The sequence below is a fragment of the Actinoplanes lutulentus genome (assembly GCF_003259845.1).
GTDB classification, from domain to species: domain Bacteria; phylum Actinomycetota; class Actinomycetes; order Mycobacteriales; family Micromonosporaceae; genus Actinoplanes; species Actinoplanes lutulentus.
This window is the reverse complement of the sequence record NZ_QLMJ01000013.1, coordinates 64,069-87,449: the sequence shown is the minus strand read 5'-3', so window position 1 is coordinate 87,449 and position 23,381 is coordinate 64,069. Positions and strand designations below refer to the sequence as shown.

Here is a 23,381-nt window from a genome sequence, read left to right as displayed (position 1 = left end):
CTGCACTCACTCTGCATAAACAAGACTTCTGGAGGTTGTAGCGATGGCGGACCAGGTAGCGATCGTGACCGGAGCCAGCCGGGGAATCGGGTTCGCCATCGCGCAACGCTTCGTCGCGCAGGGCGCGAAAGTCTGCATCACCGGCCGCGACGCCGACGCTCTCGATGCCGCCGTGAAGGAACTCGGCGGCCCCGAGGTGGCGCTCGGCGTCGCCGGCAAGGGTGACAACCCGGACCATCGGGCCGCCGTGATCGACACGGTCACCGACCGGTTCGGCACGATCACCACACTGATCAACAACATCGGGATCAACCCGGCGTACGGGCCGCTCGCCACCCTCGACCTGGGCGCCGCCCGCAAGATGGCCGAGGTCAACCTGATCGGCACGCTCGGCTGGGTGCAGGAAGCGCTGCGCGGCGGGCTCGGCTCGGCCGGCGGTTCGATCGTGAACATCTCGTCGGTCTCCGGCGTACGCCCGGCGCCCGGCATCGGGTTCTACGGCACCACCAAGGCCGCGCTGATCCACCTCACCGAGGAGCTCGCCATCGAGCTGGCTCCGAAGATCCGGGTCAACGCTGTCGCCCCGGCGGTCGTGAAGACCCGGTTCGCCTCCGCTCTCTATGAAGGGCGCGAGGAACAGGTGGCGGCGACATATCCGCTGGCCCGGCTCGGCAACACCGACGACGTGGCCGGCACCGTGGCGTTCCTCTGCTCGGCGGACGCCGCCTGGATCACCGGGCAGACCATCGTGCTCGACGGTGGCATCACCCTGACCGGGAACGTCCAGTGAAGCGGGTAGTCGTCACCGGCGCGGGCGGCGGGATCGGCGCCGCTCTCGCCCGTAAGTTCGCCGCCGAGGGCGCCCGGGTCGTGGTCAACGATCTGAACGCCGACGCGGCCCGCTCGGTGGCCGGCGAGATCGGTGGCATCGCGGTGCCCGGCGACGCCGCCAGCGAGGCCGACGTCCAGCATCTGATCGACACCGCGTTCGCCGAGCTCGGCGGGATCGACCTGTTCTGCTCGAACGCCGGCGTGCTGTCGTCCGGCGACGAGAACACACCGGACGCGCAGTGGCAGCGCGACTTCGGGGTGAACGTGATGTCGCACGTCTACGTGACCCGGGCGCTGCTGCCCCGCTGGCTCGACAGCGGCTCACCCAAGCGCCTGCTCATCACGGTGAGCGCGGCCGGCCTGCTCACCCTTCTGGGCAGCGCGACCTACTCGGTCACCAAACACGCGGCCCTTGCGTACGCCGAATGGCTCCGCGCCACGTACGCACACCGGGGTCTGGTCGTGCAGGCGCTCTGCCCGCAGGGTGTGCGTACCGACATGCTGACCCGTGGCAACGAGCGCGGCAGCGGCAGCGCCGCGGTCCTCGCCGAGGGCGCGCTCGCGCCCGAGGCCGTCGCCGACCTGGTCGCCGAGTCGCTCGGCGGCAGCAACTTCCTGATCCTGCCGCACGCCGAAGTCGCTGACTACTACCGCTTGCGCGCGGGCGATCCGGACCGTTGGCTGGGTGGCATGAACAAGATGCAGCGCGGTTTCGAGGCGGCAGCGTCATGAAGGGCCTTGATCTTCCGAAGCTTCAGGCCTATCTGGACAGTCCACCGCTGACGGCAACGATGTTCGCGGGCGGCCGGTCGAACCTGACCTATGCCGTGACCGACGGGTCGAACCGGTGGGTGCTGCGGCGGCCGCCTCTCGGGCACGTGTTGCCGACCGCGCACGACATGGTGCGGGAATATCGGGTTCTGTCCGCCTTGTCGTCCGCGGGCTTCCCGGTGCCGGCGACCGTGCGCATCTGTGACGACATCTCGGTCATCGGTGCGCCGTTCTATCTCATGGAACACGTCGACGGCCATATCTACCGGGATGCCGACGAGCTCGCCGCCGTCGATCTCGGAGAGCTGACGCTCCGGCTGGTCGATACCCTCGCCGACCTGCACTCCCTCGACCCGGAGAAGATCGGCCTCGGCGACTTCGGCCGTCCGGAGGGCTTCAACGAACGCCAGGTACGCCGGTGGAAGAAGCAACTCGACGCGTCCCGCAGCCGTGACCTCTCCGGCATCGAGGAACTGCACGCCCGGCTCGCCACCGACATCCCGGCCGGCGGCCCCGGCACCGTGGTGCACGGCGACTTCCGCCTCGACAACGTGCTGATCGGCCCGTCGCTGGAGGTCAAGGCGGTACTCGACTGGGAGATGTCCACACTGGGCGACCCGCTCAGTGACCTCGCCCTGATGCTCGTCTACGCCGGCCGCCCGCTGCTCTTCCGCGACGGCAAGCCGATCGCTCCGACCGACCTCGCCGGCCACCCGTCCCTCGGCGAGATGGCCGCCCGGTACGCCGGACGCAGCGGCCGCGACGTCGGCGACCTGCACTGGTACGTCGGTTTCGCCGCGTTCAAGCTCGCCGTCATCCTCGAGGGCGTGCACTACCGATTTACCAAGGGCCAGACCGTCGGCGCCGGTTTCGACACCGTCGGCGCGATGGTGCCCGAACTGATCGAGCAGGGCCATCGAGCGCTGGAAGGACACTGATGGACTTCGAGTACGACGCGAAGACCGAGGACTATCGCAAGCGGTTGCTCGCCTTCATGGACGAGTACGTGTATCCGGCGGAGTCTTCTTTTCACACCGATGGGTGGGAGCCGCCGGCGGCCCTGGCACCGTTGCAGGCCGCCGCGAAGGAGGCCGGCCTCTGGAACCTCTTCCTGCCCGGGGACCACGGCGCCGGCCTGACCAACCTCCAGTACGCGCCGCTCGCCGAGATCACCGGCCGCAGCCCGGGCATCGCCCCGGCCGCGCTGAACTGCGCCGCGCCGGACACCGGCAACATGGAGGTCCTCGCCGAGTTCGGCACCCCTGAGCAGCAGGAACGCTGGCTCAAGCCGCTGCTGGCCGGCGAGATCAGGTCCGCGTTCGCGATGACCGAGCCGCAGGTCGCCTCCTCCGACGCCACCAACATCGGCACCCGGATCGAGCGCGACGGCGACGACTACGTCATCAACGGGCGCAAGTTCTACATCACCGGCGCGATGAACCCGAACTGCAAGATCTTCATCGTGATGGGCAAGACCGACCCGGACGCCGCCCGGCACGTGCAGCAGAGCCAGATCCTGGTCCCGCGGGACACCCCCGGCGTCACTGTCGCCCGCGGCATGACCGTTTTCGGTTACACCGATGGAGACCACGGCGGGCATGCCGAGATCATCTTCGAGAACGTACGCGTACCGGCCACCAACCTGATCGGCGAAGAGGGCGGCGGTTTCGCCATCTCGCAGGCCCGGCTCGGTCCGGGACGGATCCACCACTGCATGCGGCTCATCGGGATGGCCGAGCGTGCTCTGGAGCTGCTCTGCGTCCGGGCGCTCACGCGTACGCCGTTCGGCAAACCCCTCGCCGAGCAGGGCGTCGTCCAGGACTGGATCGCCGAGTCCCGGGTCCGGATCGAGCAGGCCCGGCTGCTGGTGCTGAAGGCCGCCTGGCTGATGGACACGGTCGGCAACAAGGGCGCGCACACCGAGATCCAGGCCATCAAGATCGTGGTGCCGTCGACCGTCGAGTGGATCCTGGACAAGGCGATCCAGGCGCACGGCGCGGCCGGTACCAGCCAGGACACCCCGCTCGCCTCGCTCTGGACGTCCGCGCGCACGCTGCGTCTCGCCGACGGCCCCGACGAGGTCCACAAGCGATCGCTGGCGCACCGCGAGCTGAAGCGTCACCGGAGTGGTTCGTGACAACACCGCCCCGCGTCGACGGTCGCACCGCCCGGTCCGAACGGACCCGCAACGCGATCGTCGACGCCCACCTCCGCCTGATCGGCGAAGGCGACCTGCGCCCCACGGCGGACCGGATCGCCAAACTGGCCGGGGTGTCACTGCGCGCCCTGTGGAGCCACTTCGCCGACATGGAAGCCCTGATGACCGCGAGTGGTCAGCGGGTGCTCGAACAGCGGGACACCTCGTACCAGCCCGTACCCGCCGACCTGCCGCTGAACGAGCGGATCGCGGCGTTCTGCGAGCAGCGAGCCCGTCTGCTGGAGGAGATCGGGCCCGCCGCACGGGCCTCCGCACTCAAGGAACCGTTCTCCGCCGGATTGCAGCACTACCGCAGGCTGCATGTCGCCCGGGTACGCGACGAGCTGACCACCACGTTCGCCACCGAGATCGGCCAGGACGAGGAGCTGCTGAACGCCCTGACGTCGATCAGCCAGTGGCCGACCTGGTCAACCTGGCGCGACGTGATGGAGATGCCGGTCGAGACAGCCCAGTCAGCCCTGCACCGCTCAGTCGCCGCTCTGCTGACCCCGGCCTAGCCGGGGCCATGTGCTTTTTGCGCAGGCGGATGGCGCTGCTCCTACCGCAGTGACACACGACCCCGGCTGACTCTCACTGAGAGCCAGCCGGGGTGATCTGGTTCTAGAGCTCGACCACTGAGCGGGCGCCCTCGCCCCGGGACATTCGCTCGAAGGCCGCCGGCACGTCGGCCAGGGTGATCCGGTCGGTGACCAGGAAGTCCAGGTTCAGCTCGCCGGACAGCACCGCCTGGGCCAGGGCCGGGACCTCCAGGTCGGTGTCCGCCTGGCCGTAGACCGAGGCTCGCAGGATCCGCGCCGAGCTGAAGATCTCCAGGGCGCTCAGCTGGACCATGTCGTCGGCCGCGCCCATGCCGACCACGGTGACCTGGCCGCCGGATCGGGTGGCTCGCCACGCCGCCCGGATCGTGGACGCGCGGCCCACGCACTCGATGGCGTGGTCGACGCCGCGGCGGGACGTGCGGGAGCGGATCTCCTTGGACAGGTTTTCCGAGGACACCACGAAATCGGTGGCGCCGGCCGCTTCCGCGAGGCCCTTTTTCGCCTCGCTGACGTCGACCGCGATCACCTGGTCGGCGCCGGCCGCGCGGGCTGCCGCGACCGCCGACAGCCCCACTCCGCCCAGGCCGATGACCAGCACCGATTCGCCCAGGGCCACCTGCGCGGTGTTGCGGATCGCGCCGGTTCCGGTCAGGACCGCGCACCCCAGCAGAGCGGCAAGATCAAAACCCAGGTCCTTGGGTACGGAGATGACGGCGTTCTCCGGCACGACGACCTGCTCCGCGAACGCGCCCACGCCGAGCGTCACGTGCACCGGATCGCCGTCGAGGGTCATGCCGTTCTCCAGCGCGGCGACGCCGTGCGAAGTGGAGCAGAGCCACGGCTCGCCGTTCTCGCAGAACCAGCAGGTCCGGCAGGCCGGCTGCCAGTTCAGCACCACGTGGTCGCCGACGGACGTCCGGGTGACGTGCTCGCCCACCTCGACGACCTCGCCGGCCGCCTCGTGGCCGAGCACCAGCGGGTGCGGCGGCCGGAGCGTGCCGTTGATCATCGAGAGGTCGGAGTGGCAGACGCCGGCCGCGCGGATCTTCACGCGTACCTGGCCCGGGCCGATCTCGGGGAGCCGCAGCTCGACGATCTCGGCCGGGGCGCCTTCGGTCCGTACGACCAGGCCGGTCATGTAATGGGTCATCGCTGAATGGCCTTCACCTGCTGGAATTCCGCCAGGCCGTACGCGCCCAGCTCCCGGCCGACGCCGGACTGCTTGTAACCGCCGAACGGCGCGAACGGGTTGAACGAGCCGCCGTTCACGTCGACGGCTCCGGTGCGCAGCCGCCGGGCCACGGCAAGGGCTCGCTCGTCGGAGCCCCAGACCGCGCCGGCCAGGCCGTACTTCGAGTTGTTGGCGATCGCCACGGCATGGTCGTCATCGTCGAACGGGATGATCGACAGCACCGGGCCGAAGATCTCCTCCTGGGCCAGCTCGCTGTCCGGGTCGACGTCGGCGAAGACGGTCGGCGCCACGAAGTGCCCGGTGGCCGGCAGCGGTGCGTCCAGGCCACCGGCGACCAGCCTGGCGGTCGCACGCGAGATGAATCCGCGTACCCGATCCTGCTGGGCCGCGGAGACCAGCGGCCCGAGCCGGGTCGCGGGGTCGAAAGGGTCACCCACGGTGTAACCGGCGGCGGTCTTGGCGGCCAGCTCCACCGCCTCGTCGTAGAGGTCGCGGTGCACCAGCATCCGGGTCCACGCCGTGCACGTCTGGCCGGAGTTGAGGAACGCGTTGCCGACACCGACCTTCACGGCCTTGACCACGTCGGCGTCGGCGAGGATCACGTTGGCGGACTTGCCGCCCAGCTCCAGGGAGACCTTGGCGATCCGGTCGGCGGCCGCGTGCGAGATGGCCCGGCCGGTCGCGGTGGAGCCGGTGAACGAGACCAGGTCGACGTCCGGGTGCCCGGCGATCGACGCGCCGACCACCTGACCGGTGCCGGTGACCAGGTTGAGGACGCCGGCCGGCAGGCCCGATTCGTGTGCCGCGTCGGCGAGCAGACAGGCCACCAGGGGCGTCAGCTCACTCGGTTTGAGCACCACGGTGCAGCCGGCGGCCAAGGCCCCGGCGACTTTCGCCACCACCTGATGCAGGGGGTAGTTCCACGGGGTGATCGCGCCGACCACCCCGGCCGGCTCGTGGACGACGAGCGAGTTTCCGATCGTCTCGTCCGGCTCGGGACGGGCGGCCATTTCCGCGTACCCGGAAAGGACCGTGAGAGGAAGTCCTGCCTGGACCGCCTTCGCGATCTTGAGGGGCGTGCCGAGCTCGCGCCCGACGGTCTCGGCGATCTCGCCGGCGCGCGCCGCGAGGGCCTGGTGCAGGCGCCCGAGCGCCGCGCCGCGCTCGCCGGCCGGCGTCGCGGCCCAGCCCTCGAAGGCCTGGCGAGCCGCGGAGACGGCGAGGTTCACATCCTCGGCGGTGCCCGCGGGCACGTGCCCGAAGACCTTCTCGGTGTACGGGTTCTCCACTTCGATCCGCTCGGCGGACTCCGGCGGCACCCACTGGCCGCCGATGTAGAGCTGATCACGGAATTCCGACGTCATCGGCGTACCCCCTGGTCGTAGCGTTCGGTGAGGCCGGCGATCAACAGATCCAGCCCCAGTTCGAAGGCGCCCTCGTCAACCGCGTCACGGTGTGCCGCGAGTTCGTGGGCGCGGTGCAGGTGCGGATAGCGCTCGTCGTAGAGCCCCGGGTCCGCTTCGAAGCCCAGCGCGAAGGATCCGAGCGCCGAGCCGGTGATCAGGTAACGCATCAGGGCCCCGATGTGCGTGGCCCGGGCCCGCGACCATCCGGCGTCGAGGAGCGCGCCGTAGACCGCCTCGGCCATCGCCAGACCGGCCGGCCGGCGCCCGGGACCGGTGGCCAGCACCGGGACGATGTTCGGATGCGCGGTGAGCACCGCGTGGTACGACTTCGCCCAGAGCCGCAACGCCTCACGCCAGTCACTGTGGTGAAAGACGTCGATGTCGACCTGGGCGACCACGGACTCGGCCACCGCGTCGACGATCTCCGCCTTGGTGGCGAAGTGGTTGTAGAGCGACGGACCCTGCACGCCGAGCTCGGTGGCGAGCCGCCGCATCGACAGCGCGTCCAGGCCTTCCGCGTCGATCAGGGCGGCCGCCGCCTCGACGATCCGCTCCCGGGTGAGCAGCGCCTGCCGGGGCCGAGCCATCCGAACTCCCTGGGTCAACGAAGCGAAATTACGAAATCAGCACTGGACGTGTAAAAACTTACACCGCTAGTTTAGGCAGAACTGCGACCTACATCACTCGTGTTTCGTTTCAAGGAGGCTCAGCATGACGACGCTGTCGCTGGCGACCGTTCTGGCCGAGGCCGCACGCCGGCATCCCGACAAGGTGGCGATCGTCGACGCGGGCGGTGAACGGATCAGCTACCGCGACCTCTGGGCGCAGACCCGGGCGTACGCGGCGGGTCTGCGCGAGCTCGGCATCACCGCGGGCGACACGGTCGCCGTGATGATCCCGAACGTCGGGGACTTCCCGCGGGTCTACTACGCGGCCCTCGCACTCGGCGCCCGGATCGTGCCGGTGTCGCTGCTCCTCACGCCGGAGGAGGTCGGTTACGTGCTGACCGACAGCCAGGCCGACCTGATCGTCACGCACTCGGCGTTCCTGCAGGCCGGCGGTGCCGCGGCAAAGGCCACCGGCACCAGGCTGGTCAACGTGGGCCCGCTGCCGGCCGAGCTGCCCACAGAGCCTGCTTCAAATCGACCGGCACGCCTCGAAGAGATATCGGCGAAGGTCGAGCCGCTGGTCACGTACGCGACCACCCAGGCCGAGGACGTCGCGGTGATCCTCTACACCAGCGGCACCACCGGCAAGCCGAAGGGCGCCCTGCTCACCCACCTCAACCTGGTGATGAACGCGGCCGTCAACGTCTTCGACGTGCACCCGCTGACCGGCGACGACGTGGTGCTCGGCTGCCTGCCGCTGTTCCACACGTTCGGCCAGACCGTCGGCATGAACGCGACGTTCCGGCTGGGCGGCACGCTCGTGCTGCTGCCGCGCTTCTCCGGCGAGGCAGCGATCGAGCTGATGATCCGGGAGAACGTGACGATCTTCCACGGCGTGCCGACGATGTACATCGGCCTGCTGGAGGCCGCGCCGAAAGCCGCGGTGCTGCCGAAACTCAAGCTCTGCGTCTCCGGTGGCGCCTCGCTGCCGGTCGCGGTGCTGGAGAAGTTCGCCGAGGCGTTCGGCTCGCCGATCTGGGAGGGGTACGGACTCTCCGAGACGTCACCGACCGCCACCACGAACCAGCCGGTGTTCGGCGCGAAGCCGGGCACCGTGGGGCACCCGATCTGGGGTGTCGACGTGGAGATCGCCCGGCCGGAGATCCCGGAGCGCATCGAGTTCGTGCCGACCGGCGAGCTCGGCGAGATCGTGATCCGCGGCCACAACGTCTTCGCCGGTTACCTGAACCGGCCCGAGGCGACCGCCGAGGCCCTGGTCGACGGCTGGTTCCGTACCGGTGACCTGGGCGCGAAGGACGACGAGGGCTTCATCCGGATCGTCGACCGGACCAAGGACCTGGTCATCCGCGGCGGGTTCAACGTCTACCCGCGTGAGGTGGAGGAGGTCCTGGCCCGGCACCCGGCGATTCAGCAGGTCGCGGTGATCGGGGTGCCGGATGCCACGCTCGGTGAGGAGATCTGCGCCGTGGTGGTCCTGGAGGACAAGGGCCTCAGCGAACAGGAGCTGATCGAGTGGTCCAAGGAACGGCTCGGCAAGCACAAATACCCGCGGCAGGTCCGGTTCGCCGAGGCGCTCCCGCTGGGCCCCAGCATGAAGGTCCTCAAGCGAGAGCTGCGTAAGCAGTACTCAGAGTAGTTTTCTTGCCCCGAGCAACACGGGCAACTCCGCGACGATCGGTTTGTCGGCGGGCAGCCAGACGACGCTGTCCAGCTGGTCCACGGTCAGCCAGCGCATGGAGGTGTGCTCCAGCGCCTGCGGCACGTCGCCGTCCTGCAGTGTGACGGCGTAAACCCGCAGTACGGCACGGCCGTGGGCCAGCGGCACGTCCGGTCCGACCCGTTCGCCGACTTTTACGCGTACGCCGAGCTCCTCGACGCACTCACGGGCGAGAGCTTCCTCGTCGGTCTCCCCCGGCTCGACCTTTCCACCCGGGAACTCCCATTTGCCCGCCGCCTCGGGCGGTGCGCTGCGCTGGCAGGCGAGCACCCGCCCGTCGGTGATGATCACCGCCGCTACGATCACCCTGGGTGATGGCGAGGTTTTGACGTTCGGTTCCGGCGGCATGGATACAAAGATCGCACAAAAGTTCACCGATCAGGTTGCCCGTTGGTGCCCCGATCGTCACGCAAACACGGATATGTGGGCGTGGACAGTTGTGGCCCAACGGACGAAACTGTGGGGCACCGACCATGACGACACGGCGACAGTTCGGCCACAAGCCGGCAACGACGCTAAGGGGGGTGCGGCAGATGCGGTCCAGACGACGCCGGAGCAACGGCGCCGACTATCTGAGCGACGCGATCACGTTACTGAGCGGGTGGACACGAGACGGAGTGCAACTCCGGCGGGATCTTCCCTGTGACGACAGTCAGCATGCCGCATTGACCGAGCGGATCAAGGTGGCGGCGGACACACTGCACATACGCCCCAGCATCCGCCGGGTCGACGGTCACACTCAGATCTGTCTCGGCTCCTCGGACGGCGCGGCGATTACCGATGGTGAGGTAACGCTTGCCGCTCGGATCGAGGATTTCTATCGCACCGTGGTGGGCCGGCCCTAGATCAGCGGCGATACGCTGCGCCGCATGAGCGATGTGGTGTACGACAACAAGGGCCAGCTCGAGCAGATCCAGAGCGGGCTGATCGAGGGCGAGCAGGTCATCGCCGTCTACGACGCGATCGGTGCGGGCACCGGGTTCATCGGTCTCACCGACCGCCGGATCATCGTGCAGGACAAGTCCTTCGTCGGGAAGCGGTTCGCCATCACCAGCATCCCGTACTCCAAGGTGAGCAGCGTGAGCGTGGTGAGCAACAAGAGCTGGGCCGGCCAGTTCTTCTCCTCCGGCACCATCGCGATCACGGTCGGCACCCACGTGTACGAGGTCGAGTTCCGCGGGTCCGACAAGGCGCACGCCGTGCACAACCTGATCTTGAGCCGGGCCGCCTGAGGCGTGCCACTTCGGGTGTCGGCAATGGTTACCCATCGGTAACCATTGCGTCCCGATTTCCCGGCGCAGGATGCTACCGGTGACCGCGCCCCTCTACCCCCGGAGGCGATCACCGGTGCTGACTCACTTCGAGCGTCCGCAGACCCGGAGGTACCGCGCCGAGCTGGTCCTTCCCAGCCCGCCTCACCGCTTCGGCAACGCTCTGCTCGCGACGGCTTTCCTGCTCTGCGCGGTGCTGGTGGGCGTGGTCGCGATCGCCCTGACCTAGGGCAGGACCCTCGTCGGCAGCGCGGTCTCGGTCACCGAGCCGTCGGCGGCGCGCCTCAGTTCGTACCCGAGCGGGCCCTCCCGGTCGGCGACCACCTCGGCGAGCGTGGTGCCGCGATAGACCAGGCCGGCGCCGTCGTCGGTCGCGTACCCGTCGCCCAGCGTCCCGTCGCTGATCAGCTCGTGCATCTTCGGCCGGCGCTGCTCCTCGGCGTCGTAGTGCACGCCGTTGCTGTACGGCAGCCAGCCCAGCCCTTCGGTGAACCCGCGCAGTTCCAGCCCGTAACTGTCGGTGCTGCCGCCGGCGTGCCAGCAGATCGAGCCGGCCGACACCCCGCTCATCACCACGCCGGCCTGCCACGCCTCGTGCAGGATCTCGTCGAGCCCGTGCACCCGCCACACCGCGCAGAGGTTCGCCACGCTGCCGCCGTCCACCCAGATGATGTCCTGGGCCAGGATGTGCGCGCGGATGTCCTCGATGTTCGGCATCGGGAACAGCTGCAGGTGCGACATGGTGAACTCGCTGCCGGCGAAGGCCGCGTAGAACGCGCCGATCCGCGACTCCGGATCACCGGTCGCCTGGGTCAGCACGCAGATCTTCGGCGCTTTCCGGGCGTTCGCCAGCTCCGCGGCGAAGTAGTGGATCGCACCGGGCCGCAGGCTCATCGGGCCGTGGCTGCCCCGCCGGAAGAACGCGCTGGTGGCCAGAATCGTGGGAACGTCGGCTGTCACCGCAACATCATGGCGCACGCGTCGACGGTCTCCAGCACGAGATCCGCCGCGAGGTCGATCGCCAGGCTCAGATGCAGCGGATCACCGCTCACCGCCGTGAACACCGCGTCCACCCGGGCCGCGAACCGCTGCGGCGCTCCGGGCAGCGCACCGGCTGCCGCCACCGCGCCCTTCTCGTTGATCAGCCATCGTCCGGCGGCGCCGTGCAGGGCGTGCGTACACACCCCGACCAGGCGGAACAGGCACCCCGCGACATAGGCGCTGTCACCGCGCGACACCGCCTTGCGGGCCAGCCCGATCAGAAAATCGGCCTCCCAGAGCCCTTCGACCAGCGCCTGCGCGAGCGGCCGCGGAAAAACCCGGACGCGGCCCTGGAGCGCGGCCAGCTCACCGGTCGGGTCACTCAGGACGCGCCCCAGCGCCAATTCACCGGGGTACGCGTGATCGGCGGCACCGAGGGGATGGCCGGCCTGCGTGTGGAAGGCGTACCGGCCCTGCTCGGCGTCCGCCCAGCAGCCGTGCACCCGGTCGAGGTCCCGGTAGATCCAGTCGACAGCGCTGCCGCCGATGTCGAGCCAGCCGCCGCCGTCGACCCACGGACCCCACCCGCCCGGCTCGGTCACCGTGGCGCCTGGGCCGCCGACGCTGGTCGCGATCGTCCGCAGACCGGCCGTGTCGAGCGGCGCCCGGTAGTAGATGCCGAGGTCGGTGTCGGAGTCCGGGGTGTGCGTGCCCCGGGCCCGGCTGCCGCCGAGCACCACCCCGATCACACCGGGAACGGCGACCAGCCGGGCGGCGAGCTCGGTCAGGTCAGCGTCGGTCAGAGCCATGCCAATACGGTGATCGTCTCCGCCCTCGCGACGCAATCGCGAATGAGCCTTTTTCAACGTGACGAGGGCCTCGCTCGCTGGCACCGGACAACGGCCCGGCGGCTCGGGCCCGATGCCAGGTTGAAAATTGCTCACTGGTCATCGACACAGTCCGACCGGGTCCAGGCGTACCCGATCCAGGGTTTCCGCGTCGAGCAGGCCGAGCTCCTCCTGAGTGAGGATCACCGGCGTGCCGAGCAGGCCGCCGCGCCTCTCCCGGGGCTCTTCCTCCGGCTTCCCGGCCAGGTCGGACAGCTGCTTGATGCCCTCGCCGGAACCGTCCGCCGGGCAGATCGCGGACCGGCCCAGCGGCACGCAGACCCGCAGCGGGCCCTCGCAGTCGCGATCCCACTTGCGCCGGGCGCCGAAGACCACGACCCGCGGCTCCGGATCGCGGGTGATCTCGCTGCCGGTGAGGATCCGGGCGGTCGGCCGCCCGTCGGTCAGCGTCACCAGGTAACTCAGCGTCTCCTCGCCGAACTCGCCCGGCGACTCGATCATGCGAGTGCCCCGGGGCAGCGACGGATCCCGGATCACCCGCGTGTCGTACGGGATCGCCCGCGTCTCGACATCGGTCCGGGTGGTCACGATCGGTGGCGCGGCCGCGGGCGGTGCGGCCGCCTGGCGAGGCGACTCCCTCTCCGAGGGAGCCTTCCCAGGGGTACGCGTGGGGCGCGGTCCCGTCCGATCCGCGTGCTCGTCCTTCGCGCGGGCTTCGCTGAGCTTCTCGGCGTCAGCCTCGGCCGCTGTCGTGGCCGCCCGCGACGGTGCCGGCAGGTGCCGCCTCGGCAGCGGCTCGGCAGCGGCCGCCGCCCGGCTCACCACTTCCGGGCTCTCTTCGAGCTCCGGCGCGCCGAGATCCGGCCCGCCCTCGTCCGCCGCCGGCCCCGCGTCTCCCATCTCACCGGTCGCGACCGAACCTCGCGAGTCGTCGCCGCCGGTCAGCGTCGCCACCCCCGCCACACCGCCTCCGACGAGCACGAGCAGCGCGGTCGTGCCCGCGGTCATCCGGACACCGAACGGCAGACGAGCCCACCAAGACTTTCGTGGCATTTCGAGCATTTGCTGGAGAGAGTCACTAGTTGTCTGGTTTTGCACCGATGCATTGTTACTTGGAACCGCCCGCAGACAAATCACCACAATGTCACCCGAAATGCTTACCGCCACGCCCCGCGACCACCTTCACGCGTTTGCCCTGCGAGGCGGAAAGTCGACAGGCACCCGGCGCGCACCCCGGCCGTACGATCGGAACCATGTCCGCCATCACGTCGCCAGCGGCCGCACACATGTCACAGGTCCCGCTGAGTCCGCAGGAAGAAGCGGTGATGCGTGCGCTCGGCCGGTTCCTGCTCGTGATGCCCCGCGCGCTGGACGCCGACCTGATGCGCGAGCAGCGCATGTCCGCCAGTGAGTACTCCGTGCTGCGCCACCTCTCCGAGACGCCCGGCCAGATGATGCGGATGAGCGAGCTGGCCACCGCGTGCGACATGTCGCTGAGCGGCATGACCCGGCTCGCCGCCAAGCTGGAGTCGCTCGGCCACCTGCGCCGCACCCGCTGCGTCGAGGACGCCCGCGGCGCCAACGCGGTGCTCACCGAGAAAGGGCTGGCCCGGCTCGAAGAGGCGTGGCCGACCCACCTGGCGAGCGTGCGCCGGCACATCTTCGAGCACCTCGACGGCCTCGACCTGGAGCGCCTGGCCGGCGCGTTCTCCGCGATGACCTCCGACACCTGATCACGCCTTTCCGGCTATTCGGGCCGCGGGTTGCGATGATGGGGCGTGCTCAACGCTGGTGCAACACTCGTCGCCGCCAAGCCCCGCGACGACTTCCCGACCCGGCTGGCCCGGATCGTGTCCGAAGTGCTCGCCCCGGCCGTCCTGGTCGCCGCTCTGCTGCTGATCGTCGGCTGGCACGCCGGCGACACACCCGGGGTGTCCCGCTGGTGGGGCCTGCCCGGCGCGCTCTTCGCCGCCGTCATCCCCCTCGGTTACGTGCTGCACGGCGTCCGCAAGGGCCGGCTCACCGACCACCACATCCCGGAACGCGCCGACCGGCGGATCCCGCTGCTCTTCGGCACCGCGTCGCTGGCGGTCGGCCTGGTTTTCCTGATACTGCTCGGCGCCCCGCGCGAGGTGCTCGCCCTGCTCGGCGCCGGCGGCTGCGGCCTCGCCGTCTTCGCCCTGGTCACCCACTGGTGGAAGATGTCGATCCACGCCGGCGTGGCGACCGGAACGGTGGCCGCGCTGACCGCGGTCTACGGCCCGATCGCCCTGCTCGGCGTGCCGTTCGTGCTGCTCGGCTGCTGGGCCCGGGTCCGACTCACCGCGCACACACCCGCGCAGGTCGTGGTCGGCGCCCTGGCCGGCGCCCTGATCGCCGGCACCGTCTTCCCGGCGCTGCGCTGAGCGTCCTTACAGGATCCGCTCGTAACAGACCGACAGGTCAGAGCCGGCGTAGGCGCCGAAGAGCGGTATCTCCCGATAGCCCTCGCGCTCGTAGAAACGCATCGCGTCGGGCTGGGCCGGCCCGGTCTCCAGCCGGATCGTCGTCCAGCCGCGTCGCACCGCGGCAGCTTCGAGCGCCCGCAGGATCGCCGTCGACACCCCGGAACCACGGGACTCGGGCGTTACGTACATCCGCTTGACCTCGGCGCTGTCCTCGTCCAGCCGGCGCAGCGCACCGCACCCCACGGCCTTCCCGGCCGCGGTGGCCACGAGGAACAGGTCGATGTCGGCGGCTGACGGCGGCGTACCCGGCTCGTGGTCGCCGGTCCCGTATCGCGCGTCCAGCTCGGCCCGTTGCGCGGCCCGCAGCGCGACACCGTCGGCGTCGTCCCAGGCCCGTTCAGCGATCTCCACCATGGCGCTCCCCCTTCGTAACAAGCGTTACGGTAACATCCGTTACGAGTGGAGAGAGGTGCGACGCGTGTCACGAACAGCAGACCGGCCGGCCCAGGGCGAGCGACTGTCCCAGGCGGTCTGGAGCGTCCTGGCCGAGCAGGGCCTGGAACGGCTGACCGTGCGAGCGGTGGCAACCGCCGCCGGCTGCACGACCGGCCTGGTCATGCACCGTTTCCCGAACCGCCGGGCGCTCCTGCTGCACGCCCGCGAGCTGCTGCACGCCACCACCCGAGCCCGGGTCGAGGCCTTGGAGGCCGCCGCCCGGGGACCGCGCGAGGCACTGCGGGCGGTCCTGCACCAGGGCATGGCCCTCGACGAGCAGACCCGCCAGGAGGCGATCGTCTGGATGGGCTTCCTGGCAGCCGCCGTCTCCGACGACAACCTGATCGAGGAGCACCGCCGCAACAACCGGTCCTGGCGCTCCCGCGTCGAACGCCTGATCACCGCAGCAGCCCCGGACTGGCCACCACACCGGGTGGCGACCACAGCGCTGGCCCTGATCACGATGACCGAGGGCATGGCCGCCTACGCCGCCGCCGACCCGGCCGCCTTCCCCGCCGCCGACCAGGAGGCAATGCTGGACGCGGCTCTGGCGGCCTACCGCCTATAGATCCTCGGCCGCGGCACACGTCGCCTGAAGGCTGCCGATAGCAGCTCGACGGCTACCTGCTGTCGCAGAAAATCTTGCACACGACTACTGGGTTAGGGACTAGTTGTCGTTCATACTGTACACATGTTCGAGAGCACCGGCGCGCCCGTCGCGCCACCCAGGCCACAGCCAGTAAAGCCTTACAATCGGAAACCCCGGCATCAGAGGCAGTTAAGCCTGCTCGGCCATCTGGAGTTCCCCCTGTCATCCACGCAGCAGCCCGATCCACTCGACAACCACGGCGAGGTCTTCACCCGCAGGTGGGTGGTGGAATTGATCCTCGACATGGTCGGGTACAACGCCGACGACGTACTGCCCGACCGCCTCGCCGTCGAGCCGGCCTGCGGCCATGGTGCGTTCCTTCTTCCCATGATCGAGCGGCTGGTCGCGAGCTGCGAGCTGCACGGGCGACCAATATCCGACGCTATCGATGCGATTAGGGCTTACGACCTACTCTCCGCGAATGTAGCCGCTGCCCGGAGTGCCGCCGGTGAACTACTTGCTCGTCACGGCGTCGACCCGGCGACAGCGCGCAAGCTCGCCGAGACCTGGATCGTCCAAGACGACTTCCTGCTGAGTGAGCGGGAGGAGATCGCCGCGGACTTCGTCGTCGGGAATCCGCCGTACATCCGGCTCGAAGACATCCCCGCGGCGCGATCCAACGCTTACCGAGAGAAGTGCCCAACCATGGGCGGACGCGCCGACATCTTCGTCGGCTTCTACGAGCAGGGTCTGCTCTCCCTGAAGCCGGGTGGCCGACTGGCGTACATCTGCGCGGACCGCTGGATGCGGAACGCCTACGGGAAGGCGCTACGCGGCCTCGTCGCCGCCGACTACGCCGTCGAGGCGGCCATCACCATGCACGAGGTCGACGCCTTCGAGGAGCAGGTTGCCGCATACCCCGCCATCACCGTCATCCGTGCCGGGGCTCAAGGCCGGGCGGCCATCGCGGATACGACAAGGGAATTCGGGGAGAACGCCGCCGCCGAGTTGAGCCGGTGGTACCGACACGAATCGTCTGAGCCGTTGCATCTGCCAGGGATATCGGCAGCCTGGCTGAATCATTGGTTCACCACTCAGGCGGGGTGGCCAACCGGCAGCCCCGATCGCCTCGCACTCATCGTTGACCTGGAAGAGCGATTCCCCCTCCTGGAGGAGACCGGCGCCAAGGTGGGAATCGGCTTGGCCTCCGGCGCAGACGAGGTCTACGTGACCACGGATCGCAGTGTCGCCGAAAAAGCGCGAATGCTGCCCATGGTCAAGCGCGAGGACCTGAGTTCAGGAGTGGTGGTCTGGTCCGGGCATTATCTGGTCAACCCCTGGGACGAAAAGGGCCTGGTTGACCTCGCGAAATATCGAGTCCTCGCCGCCTACTTCCAGAAGCACTGGGATGTCCTCTCGGCCCGGAATGTCGGCCGCCGCAATCCCGGGCGAGAACACCGAACCATCGATCGAGTCATCGAGGGACTGCAGCAGCGGCCCAAACTGCTGCTACCGGACATGAGCCGGCGTATCTGGCCCGTCCTGGACAAAGGCGAGTACTACCCTCATCACAACCTGTACTGGATCCACGAGGACGAGAGCGATTGGGACCTCGAAGTCCTCGGCGGCCTACTGCTGAGCGACATCGCAGAATTGTTCATCTCGACCTATTGTGTCCGGATGCGTGGCGGTACATTGCGATTCCAGGCTCAATATCTGCGCCGAATTCGCGTGCCCCGTTACAACACCCTCGGCACCGAAGACCGCGACAGCTTGAGAGCAGCATTCCGAGCGAGAGACGTCGATGCGGCCACTAAGGTTGCCCTGCGCCTGTACGGCGTCGCAGAGATTCCTTCCTAAACTGCCCTGAGACGGTTTCCATAGGCAGGATCGTGTATGTTTTCCCCCAACATTCGAGGCCTGGGGGTCCTGCCACAGTGGACGACAAAACATCTGCCCGCATCGACTACGCGCTGCGGGCCTGGCTGGATGTCCGCAATACCCAAGCGGAGACATCGCTGGCATCGGGTCGCGGTCAAGAGGGACGCCGGAGCGCTGTCACTGGCGGCCGGCACATGGATGCGATTCATCAGCTGGTCGTCGATGAGATCAAAGCGACAGGCGCAACCGGGCTGCGCTTCAGCCAGAACAGGGGCGCAACCCTGCCCGGGTTCTACCGAGCCAGCAAATCCTGGGACCTCGTACTTCTCCAAAGAGACGTGCCGGTCCTGGCTGTCGAGTACAAATCCATGCTCGGCAGCGAAGGCAAGAATCTCAACAACCGGGCAGACGAAATCTTCGGCATGGCCGAAGACACTCGACAGGCCGAAATCAGAGGGCTTCTTCCACCTCAGATGCGTCGTGCTTACATCTTCGTGATGGCCGAGAACCCTGAAAACAGCAAGCCCGTCAGAGTCGTCGAAACTCTTGGCGATTCCGACCCTGTCTTTGACGGCGCCTCATACGTTCAGCGGATGGCTATCATGCTGGAACGCATGCGAGACACCGGCCTTTTCCATATGACTTGGGCCGTAACCGTGAAAGAGGACCCGTTCTCGTGGAGTGAACCCAACAAAGCTGTCGGCTGGGACCGTTTCGCGGCCGACCTCCACTCCGCTTTCTGGACCGGCACCCCTAGGCCCGATCCAACGACCCCGTAATCCGCCTTCCCGCCGGCGAACCCGACGAGGTCATCTCGGCGCGCTTTCTCTGGCCGGCGGCAGGACCACCGGCCAGAGAAAATCCAACTGCCGTTAAACGTTGAAGCGGAACTCGACGACGTCGCCGTCTTTCATGATGTAGTCCTTGCCCTCCATGCGGACCTTGCCGGCGGATTTGGCGGCTGACATGGAGCCCGCGGTGACCAGGTCGTCGAAGCTGACGATTTCGGCCTTGATGAAGCCTCGCTGGAAGTCGGAGTGGATGACGCCGGCGGCCTCGGGGGCGGTGGCGCCGACCGGGACGGTCCAGGCGCGGGACTCCTTCGGGCCGGCCGTCAGGTAGGTCTGCAGGCCCAGGGTGTCGAAGCCGACGCGGATCAGGCGGTTCAGGCCGGGCTCGGACTGGCCGGTGGACTGGAGGAGCTCCAGGGCTTCCTCATCGTCCAGTTCGATCAGCTCGGACTCGATCTTCGCGTCCATGAAGACGGCCTCGGCCGGGGCGACCAGGGCGCGCAGCTCGTCGAGGAACGCCGCGTTGCCGAGCTCGGCCTCGTCGACGTTGAAGACGTACAGGAAAGGCTTCGTGGTGAGCAGGTGCAGCTCTTCGAGGAGCTCCAGCTCGATGCCCGCCGCCTTCGCGCCCTGGTAGAGGGTCACGCCGTCGTTGAGCAGCTTGAACGCGGCCTCCGCGGCGGCCACGGTGGAAGCTTTCTCCTTCTTGAGCTTCGCCTCTTTCTGCAGGCGGGGCAGCGCCTTCTCGACAGTCTGCAGGTCGGCGAGGATCAGCTCGGTGTTGATCGTCTCGATGTCGTCGGAGGGCGAGACCTTGCCGTCGACGTGCAGCACGTTCGGGTCGGAGAACGCGCGGACCACCTGGCAGATCGCGGAGGCGTCGCGGATGTTCGCGAGGAACGCGTTGCCCCGGCCCTGGCCTTTCGACGCGCCACGGACCAGGCCGGCGATGTCGACGAAGCTGACCGGCGCCGGCAGGATCTTCTCACTGCCGAACAGCTCGGCCAGCTTGTTCAGCCGGTCGTCGGGCAGGCCGACCACGCCGACGTTGGGCTCGATCGTCGCGAACGGGTAGTTCGCGGCGAGCACGTCGTTCTTGGTCAGGGCGTTGAAAAGGGTGCTCTTGCCGACGTTGGGCAGGCCGACGATCCCGATGGTGAGGCTCACGGAACGCCAGTCTACGCAGTTCGGCTATCCGAAGAACCGCCGCAGTTCAGCCGCGACCAACTCAGGCCTGCCACTGTTGTCCGCGGCGAGATGACCCACGCCGGTCAAGGTCACCCGCCGCACTCGCGGCAGGACCGGCTCCAGGCCGTTCAAAACCCCGGTGAGGTACGCCGGAGAGCGATCACCGCCCAGTAGAAGAGTCTCCGCTTCGACGCCGCTGTAGAGGTTCAACGGCCCGGCCGCGTCCTCGACCACCGCCGCGTCCAGTCGCATCGTCGGGATCAGCTCGCCGATCTCCCGGCCCCGGCCGTTGCGGATGACGAGGCCGGCGAGCGGGATCAGCGCGGCCCGGGGGACGTGCCGCATCTCGCCGGTGCCCTTCGAGACGGTGACGAACGCGGCGGCTCGACGGCCTCGGGCGAGCTCTTTCTCGTACCGGGGAAGCCATGCGACCGGATCGTGATCGCCGTGCTTGAGCGGCGGTTCGTAGAGCGCGAGGCGCGCGATCGGCATCTCCATCGCCGCGCGCAGCGCGATCACCGCGCCCGAGCTGAGACCGAACACGTCGCGTGCGCCGGTCTCGTCGAGGACCGCGCGCAGGTCGTCGAGCTCGGCGCGGAGGCCGTGACCGGGAGCGGCGGGACCGCTGTGCGCCCGGCCGCGCCGGTCCGGGACGTAGACGGTGTGCGTGGTCGCGAGGAGCCGCGCCAGTTTCGTGAAGTTGGCCGAGGTCTGCATGCCGCCGTGCAGAAGCACGACCTTGGGGCCGCCACCGAAGGTGCGCCAGCCGATGTCAGTTCTCACCGCGATCCCTTCCATGCGTCAACCGTAGTTGACAGATCCGTGAGCGTCAACTTTGGTTGACAGGGGCTTCGCTTCCGGCACGGCGATGTCCGATTCCCGCCAGCCGTGAGACTGCCGCAAGGGGCAGACTCGACAGCATGGACCTGGACTTCGAGCGTTGCTACCGCGCTGTCGACAGCCGCGATCAGCGGTTCGACGGGTGCTTCTACACGGCTGTGCGGACCACCGGGATCTACTGCCGGCCGTCCTGCCCCGCCGTCACACCGAAACGGGAGAACGTCACGTTCTATCCGAGCTCGGCCGCCTCCCAGCGCGCCGGCTTCCGTGCCTGCCGCCGGTGCCGGCCCGACGCCGCACCCGGATCCCCCGAGTGGGACGTACGCGCCGACACCATCGGACGGGCCATGCGGCTCATCGGCGACGGCGTCGTCGACCGCGAAGGAGTCACCGGGCTGGCCAGCCGGCTCGGATACACCGAACGGCACCTCAACCGGATGCTCACCGCGGAACTCGGCGCCGGGCCGCTCGCGCTCGCCCGCGCGCAACGGGCACAGACCGCGCGGATCCTCGTCGAGACGACCGAACTGGGGTTGGCGGAGATCGCGTTCGCGGCCGGGTTCGGGAGCGTGCGGCAGTTCAACGACACGATGCTTGAGGTCTACGCCGGATCACCCAGCCAGCTTCGGGAGAAACGGCCCGCCGGCCGGGCCGAAGCCGGCGTGATCAATTTGCGGCTGGCTTATCGGCCGCCGTTCCATGCCGCTTCGCTTCTCGAGTTTCTGGGTGCGCGGACACTGCCGGGTGTTGATGAGGTGTGCGGTTCCGCGTACCAAAGGGGTCTGGTTCTGCCGCATGGGAGCGCGACCGTCTCGCTCAGGCCTGGGGAGCGGTGGGTTTTCGCGACGTTGAGGCTCAGCGATGTGCGGGATCTGGCGCCGGCGGTGGCGCGGTGCCGGAGGTTGTTCGATCTGGATGCGGATCCGGTGGCGGTGGACGGGATGTTGGGGGCGGATCCGGCGTTTGGTTCGGCGGTGCGGAGTGAGGCGGGGGTGCGGGTGCCGCGGGCTGTTGATGGGTTTGAGATGGCGGTGCGGGCGGTGGTGGGGCAGCAGGTGAGTGTGGTGGGGGCGCGGACTACTTTGCGGCGGATTTTGCGGGCTGCTGGGGATTTGGGTGGAGGGGTGGCCCTCTTCGAGGGCCCCTCCCCCACCACCGAACCAACCGCCCTGGAGGGCGCCTCCGAACTGACCGGCTTTCCCACGGCAGCCGTCATCGCCGACCTTCCCGACTCCGCGTTCGGGATGCCGGCCTCTCGCCGGGCGACCATCCGCGCCCTGGCCTCCGCGGTAGCCGACGGCAAACTCGACCTCGAACCGGGCGCCGACCGGCCCGAAACCGTCGCCCGCCTGCTCGAACTCCCCGGCATCGGCCCGTGGACGGCCGGTTATGTCGCCATGCGCGCGATCGGCGACCCGGACGTGTTCCTGGAGACCGACTTGGCGGCTCGCCGCGGTGCGGCCGCACTGGGTCTCCCGGACTCGCCGAAAGCCTTGGCAAAGCACGCGGAACGCTGGCGTCCCTGGCGTTCATACGCGCTGATCCGGCTCTGGCGGGCCGCCTGAAACCTACCCGCCTGGCGGCTGCCGGTTTGAGTTATCCACATTCCACGGTTATCCACAGGCCCGCGCCCGGCGACCCGAATTTCGCGCAATCATCGGGCACTCATCAAGCCCCATCGAGCTCTCGTTGAGCTCTCATCGAGCAAGGAGACGACGATGCTTCGTCATTCGACGTTGGACACACCGGCCGGTCCGTTCACCGTGATCGCCACGGATACCGGCGCGGTTCGAGCGGCCGGCTTCACCACGGACGTTCCTGAGTTGATGCGGCTCGTACATCCGCAGCTGAAGGGGCCGGTCGAGGCCGACGACGTGGGCCCGGTGCGTGACGCGGTGCGTGCCTACCTCGACGGCGATCTGAGTGCGCTGGATGCGATCGAGGTGCAGCAGTTCACCAAGGGCGGCTTCATGGGTCACGCGTGGGAGGTGATGCGCGAGATCAAGCCGGGTGCGCCGGTGACGTATACCCAATATGCGGAGTTGGCCGGTCGGCCGGCGGCTATCCGGGGTGCCGCGCAGGCTTGTGCGCGCAATGCGGTGGCGCTGATCCTGCCGTGTCATCGGGTATTGCGGACGGACGGGTCGCTGGGCGGCTATCGGTGGGGGCTTCCGGTGAAGTCCTGGCTGCTGGCGCACGAGTCGCGGGGCTGATCTCAGGCCGGCCGCGGGCCGGTTCGTCGCAAGCCAGTTCGTCGCTGGCCTTTCAGTCGCGGGCCTGCTCGTCGCGGGCCTGTTCGTCGCGGGCCGGTTTCGTCGCGGGCAGCTAGCCGAGATGCGGGCACACGCTGGAAGCCAGCAGCGGTGATGAGGGCTCACATTGTTCCTCCGTGTGCCGCTGTCTCGGCCCTGGCGTGGATGAAATCGCACGTTGGCGTTGCGTGTTCCCGCGTCTAGGCTGCCGACCGTTTTGTCCAGGCCATTGCCCCGCCGGCCGCCTGCGGAAGGCGGTGAGCGCACGCGAAACGCCTGCGTGTGCGCTGACCGCCACCCTGGGGGCGGTGAGCGCACGCAGAACGTTTGGGCGTGCGCTCACCGCCCCCGCCAGGCTTTACGCGTGCGCTCACCGCCCCTCGCCAGTGGTCGTCCCCGAAACACCGGGGCCACGCGGTCCGGAGCCAGGGCTTGCCGAGGCCGAGACGGACCACGGCCAGGACCGAGACGGAACAAAAGCCGAGACGGGACAGG

The 23,381-nt window shown here is 68.7% G+C and carries 26 protein-coding genes; 16 read left to right on the top strand and 10 right to left on the bottom strand.

All coding sequences use genetic code 11. The annotated features are described in order from the left end of the window. The first annotated feature begins 43 nt into the window (after positions 1-43). Genes B0I29_RS25955 through B0I29_RS25935 form a run of 5 tightly spaced genes read left to right on the top strand, consistent with a single transcriptional unit; the run spans position 44 to position 4,317 of the window. Complete coding sequence (locus tag B0I29_RS25955) at positions 44-790, top strand: SDR family oxidoreductase (protein WP_111651695.1); 747 nt, start codon at positions 44-46, stop codon at positions 788-790. Continuing rightward, positions 787-1,563: an SDR family oxidoreductase gene (locus B0I29_RS25950; protein WP_111651694.1), complete on the top strand. Its 777-nt coding sequence runs from the start codon at positions 787-789 to the stop codon at positions 1,561-1,563. Before B0I29_RS25955 ends, B0I29_RS25950 begins: the two co-directional genes overlap by 4 nt. Continuing rightward, positions 1,560-2,540, top strand: a complete 981-nt coding sequence (locus B0I29_RS25945; RefSeq protein WP_111651693.1) for a phosphotransferase family protein — start codon at positions 1,560-1,562, stop codon at positions 2,538-2,540. The genes B0I29_RS25950 and B0I29_RS25945 overlap by 4 nt, the downstream gene beginning before the upstream one ends. Continuing rightward, positions 2,540-3,739: an acyl-CoA dehydrogenase family protein gene (locus B0I29_RS25940; protein WP_111651692.1), complete on the top strand. Its 1,200-nt coding sequence runs from the start codon at positions 2,540-2,542 to the stop codon at positions 3,737-3,739. The genes B0I29_RS25945 and B0I29_RS25940 overlap by 1 nt, the downstream gene beginning before the upstream one ends. Then, positions 3,736-4,317, top strand: a complete 582-nt coding sequence (locus B0I29_RS25935) for a TetR/AcrR family transcriptional regulator (protein ID WP_111651691.1) — start codon at positions 3,736-3,738, stop codon at positions 4,315-4,317. Before B0I29_RS25940 ends, B0I29_RS25935 begins: the two co-directional genes overlap by 4 nt. A 103-nt stretch (positions 4,318-4,420) precedes the next feature. Here B0I29_RS25935 and B0I29_RS25930 read toward each other — a convergent pair whose 3' ends face one another. Genes B0I29_RS25930 through B0I29_RS25920 form a run of 3 tightly spaced genes read right to left on the bottom strand, consistent with a single transcriptional unit; the run spans position 4,421 to position 7,544 of the window. Further along, complete coding sequence (locus B0I29_RS25930; protein ID WP_111651690.1) at positions 4,421-5,509, bottom strand: alcohol dehydrogenase catalytic domain-containing protein; 1,089 nt, start codon at positions 5,507-5,509, stop codon at positions 4,421-4,423. Then, complete coding sequence (locus B0I29_RS25925; RefSeq protein ID WP_111651689.1) at positions 5,506-6,915, bottom strand: aldehyde dehydrogenase family protein; 1,410 nt, start codon at positions 6,913-6,915, stop codon at positions 5,506-5,508. The genes B0I29_RS25930 and B0I29_RS25925 overlap by 4 nt, the downstream gene beginning before the upstream one ends. Continuing rightward, positions 6,912-7,544 (bottom strand): TetR/AcrR family transcriptional regulator, encoded by a 633-nt coding sequence (locus tag B0I29_RS25920; RefSeq protein ID WP_111651688.1) that lies wholly within the window; start codon positions 7,542-7,544, stop codon positions 6,912-6,914. The genes B0I29_RS25925 and B0I29_RS25920 overlap by 4 nt, the downstream gene beginning before the upstream one ends. Before the next feature lie 124 nt (positions 7,545-7,668). Here B0I29_RS25920 and B0I29_RS25915 point away from each other — a divergent pair, with 124 nt between their 5' ends. Further along, a complete protein-coding gene (locus tag B0I29_RS25915) occupies positions 7,669-9,222 on the top strand; it encodes a long-chain-fatty-acid--CoA ligase (RefSeq protein WP_111651687.1) in 1,554 nt (517 codons plus the stop codon). On the opposite strand, the gene B0I29_RS25910 is transcribed toward B0I29_RS25915, so the two are convergent. Next, the gene (locus B0I29_RS25910) at positions 9,214-9,651 is read right to left on the bottom strand and encodes a (deoxy)nucleoside triphosphate pyrophosphohydrolase (protein ID WP_181557978.1); all 438 of its coding nucleotides are present in this window, start codon (positions 9,649-9,651) and stop codon (positions 9,214-9,216) included. The genes B0I29_RS25915 and B0I29_RS25910 overlap by 9 nt on opposite strands. Before the next feature lie 185 nt (positions 9,652-9,836). Here B0I29_RS25910 and B0I29_RS25905 point away from each other — a divergent pair, with 185 nt between their 5' ends. The 3 genes from B0I29_RS25905 (at position 9,837) to B0I29_RS25895 (ending at position 10,803) form a co-directional block, all read left to right on the top strand. After that, entirely contained in the window at positions 9,837-10,148 is a 312-nt protein-coding gene (locus tag B0I29_RS25905) for a 4a-hydroxytetrahydrobiopterin dehydratase (RefSeq protein WP_111651861.1), read from the top strand. 24 nt (positions 10,149-10,172) lie between these two features. Beyond that, the gene (locus B0I29_RS25900) at positions 10,173-10,535 is read left to right on the top strand and encodes a PH domain-containing protein (RefSeq protein WP_111651686.1); all 363 of its coding nucleotides are present in this window, start codon (positions 10,173-10,175) and stop codon (positions 10,533-10,535) included. Between the two features lie 79 nt (positions 10,536-10,614). Further along, positions 10,615-10,803, top strand: a complete 189-nt coding sequence (locus B0I29_RS25895) for a hypothetical protein (protein WP_245972739.1) — start codon at positions 10,615-10,617, stop codon at positions 10,801-10,803. Here the strand turns inward: B0I29_RS25895 and B0I29_RS25890 are convergent. The 3 genes from B0I29_RS25890 to B0I29_RS25880 form a co-directional block, all read right to left on the bottom strand. Further along, positions 10,800-11,534 (bottom strand): Type 1 glutamine amidotransferase-like domain-containing protein, encoded by a 735-nt coding sequence (locus B0I29_RS25890; protein WP_111651684.1) that lies wholly within the window; start codon positions 11,532-11,534, stop codon positions 10,800-10,802. The two genes, B0I29_RS25895 and B0I29_RS25890, sit on opposite strands and share 4 nt — an antisense overlap. Beyond that, a complete protein-coding gene (locus B0I29_RS25885; protein WP_111651683.1) occupies positions 11,531-12,364 on the bottom strand; it encodes a nucleotidyltransferase domain-containing protein in 834 nt (277 codons plus the stop codon). The genes B0I29_RS25890 and B0I29_RS25885 overlap by 4 nt, the downstream gene beginning before the upstream one ends. A gap of 138 nt (positions 12,365-12,502) precedes the next feature. Then, complete coding sequence (locus B0I29_RS25880; protein WP_111651682.1) at positions 12,503-13,411, bottom strand: G5 domain-containing protein; 909 nt, start codon at positions 13,409-13,411, stop codon at positions 12,503-12,505. 245 nt (positions 13,412-13,656) lie between these two features. On the opposite strand from B0I29_RS25880, the gene B0I29_RS25875 reads away from it, so the two are divergent. Together B0I29_RS25875 and B0I29_RS25870 are read left to right on the top strand one after the other, a co-directional pair. Beyond that, positions 13,657-14,136: a MarR family winged helix-turn-helix transcriptional regulator gene (locus tag B0I29_RS25875; RefSeq protein WP_245972738.1), complete on the top strand. Its 480-nt coding sequence runs from the start codon at positions 13,657-13,659 to the stop codon at positions 14,134-14,136. Between the two features lie 45 nt (positions 14,137-14,181). Beyond that, the gene (locus tag B0I29_RS25870; RefSeq protein WP_111651681.1) at positions 14,182-14,808 is read left to right on the top strand and encodes a phosphoesterase PA-phosphatase; all 627 of its coding nucleotides are present in this window, start codon (positions 14,182-14,184) and stop codon (positions 14,806-14,808) included. Between the two features lie 6 nt (positions 14,809-14,814). Here the strand turns inward: B0I29_RS25870 and B0I29_RS25865 are convergent, their stop codons facing one another. Beyond that, positions 14,815-15,264: a GNAT family N-acetyltransferase gene (locus B0I29_RS25865; protein ID WP_111651680.1), complete on the bottom strand. Its 450-nt coding sequence runs from the start codon at positions 15,262-15,264 to the stop codon at positions 14,815-14,817. A 64-nt stretch (positions 15,265-15,328) separates the two neighbouring features. Here B0I29_RS25865 and B0I29_RS25860 point away from each other — a divergent pair, with 64 nt between their 5' ends. The 3 genes from B0I29_RS25860 to B0I29_RS25850 all read left to right on the top strand — a co-directional run bounded on the left by B0I29_RS25860 (position 15,329) and on the right by B0I29_RS25850 (position 18,594). Then, positions 15,329-15,913 (top strand): TetR/AcrR family transcriptional regulator, encoded by a 585-nt coding sequence (locus B0I29_RS25860; protein ID WP_111651859.1) that lies wholly within the window; start codon positions 15,329-15,331, stop codon positions 15,911-15,913. 123 nt (positions 15,914-16,036) lie between these two features. Further along, positions 16,037-17,794, top strand: a complete 1,758-nt coding sequence (locus B0I29_RS25855) for an Eco57I restriction-modification methylase domain-containing protein (RefSeq protein ID WP_111651679.1) — start codon at positions 16,037-16,039, stop codon at positions 17,792-17,794. 77 nt (positions 17,795-17,871) lie between these two features. Next, positions 17,872-18,594: a PaeR7I family type II restriction endonuclease gene (locus B0I29_RS25850; RefSeq protein ID WP_181557976.1), complete on the top strand. Its 723-nt coding sequence runs from the start codon at positions 17,872-17,874 to the stop codon at positions 18,592-18,594. A 93-nt stretch (positions 18,595-18,687) separates the two neighbouring features. Here B0I29_RS25850 and ychF read toward each other — a convergent pair whose 3' ends face one another. Both ychF and B0I29_RS25840 read right to left on the bottom strand, forming a co-directional pair. Further along, on the bottom strand, positions 18,688-19,773 hold the full coding sequence (gene ychF / locus B0I29_RS25845; protein WP_111651677.1) for a redox-regulated ATPase YchF: 1,086 nt from the start codon (positions 19,771-19,773) through the stop codon (positions 18,688-18,690). A 24-nt stretch (positions 19,774-19,797) separates the two neighbouring features. Beyond that, positions 19,798-20,577 carry an alpha/beta fold hydrolase gene (locus tag B0I29_RS25840; protein WP_245972737.1) on the bottom strand — a complete coding sequence of 260 codons (780 nt, stop codon included), beginning with the start codon at positions 20,575-20,577 and terminating at the stop codon, positions 19,798-19,800. A gap of 137 nt (positions 20,578-20,714) precedes the next feature. On the opposite strand from B0I29_RS25840, the gene B0I29_RS25835 reads away from it, so the two are divergent. Both B0I29_RS25835 and B0I29_RS25830 read left to right on the top strand, forming a co-directional pair. Continuing rightward, positions 20,715-22,199, top strand: coding sequence for an AlkA N-terminal domain-containing protein (locus B0I29_RS25835; RefSeq protein WP_111651675.1), 1,485 nt, complete (start codon positions 20,715-20,717; stop codon positions 22,197-22,199). Positions 22,200-22,352: 153 nt separating this feature from the next. Next, positions 22,353-22,847, top strand: coding sequence for a methylated-DNA--[protein]-cysteine S-methyltransferase (locus B0I29_RS25830; RefSeq protein ID WP_111651674.1), 495 nt, complete (start codon positions 22,353-22,355; stop codon positions 22,845-22,847). Positions 22,848-23,381: the final 534 nt, after the last annotated feature.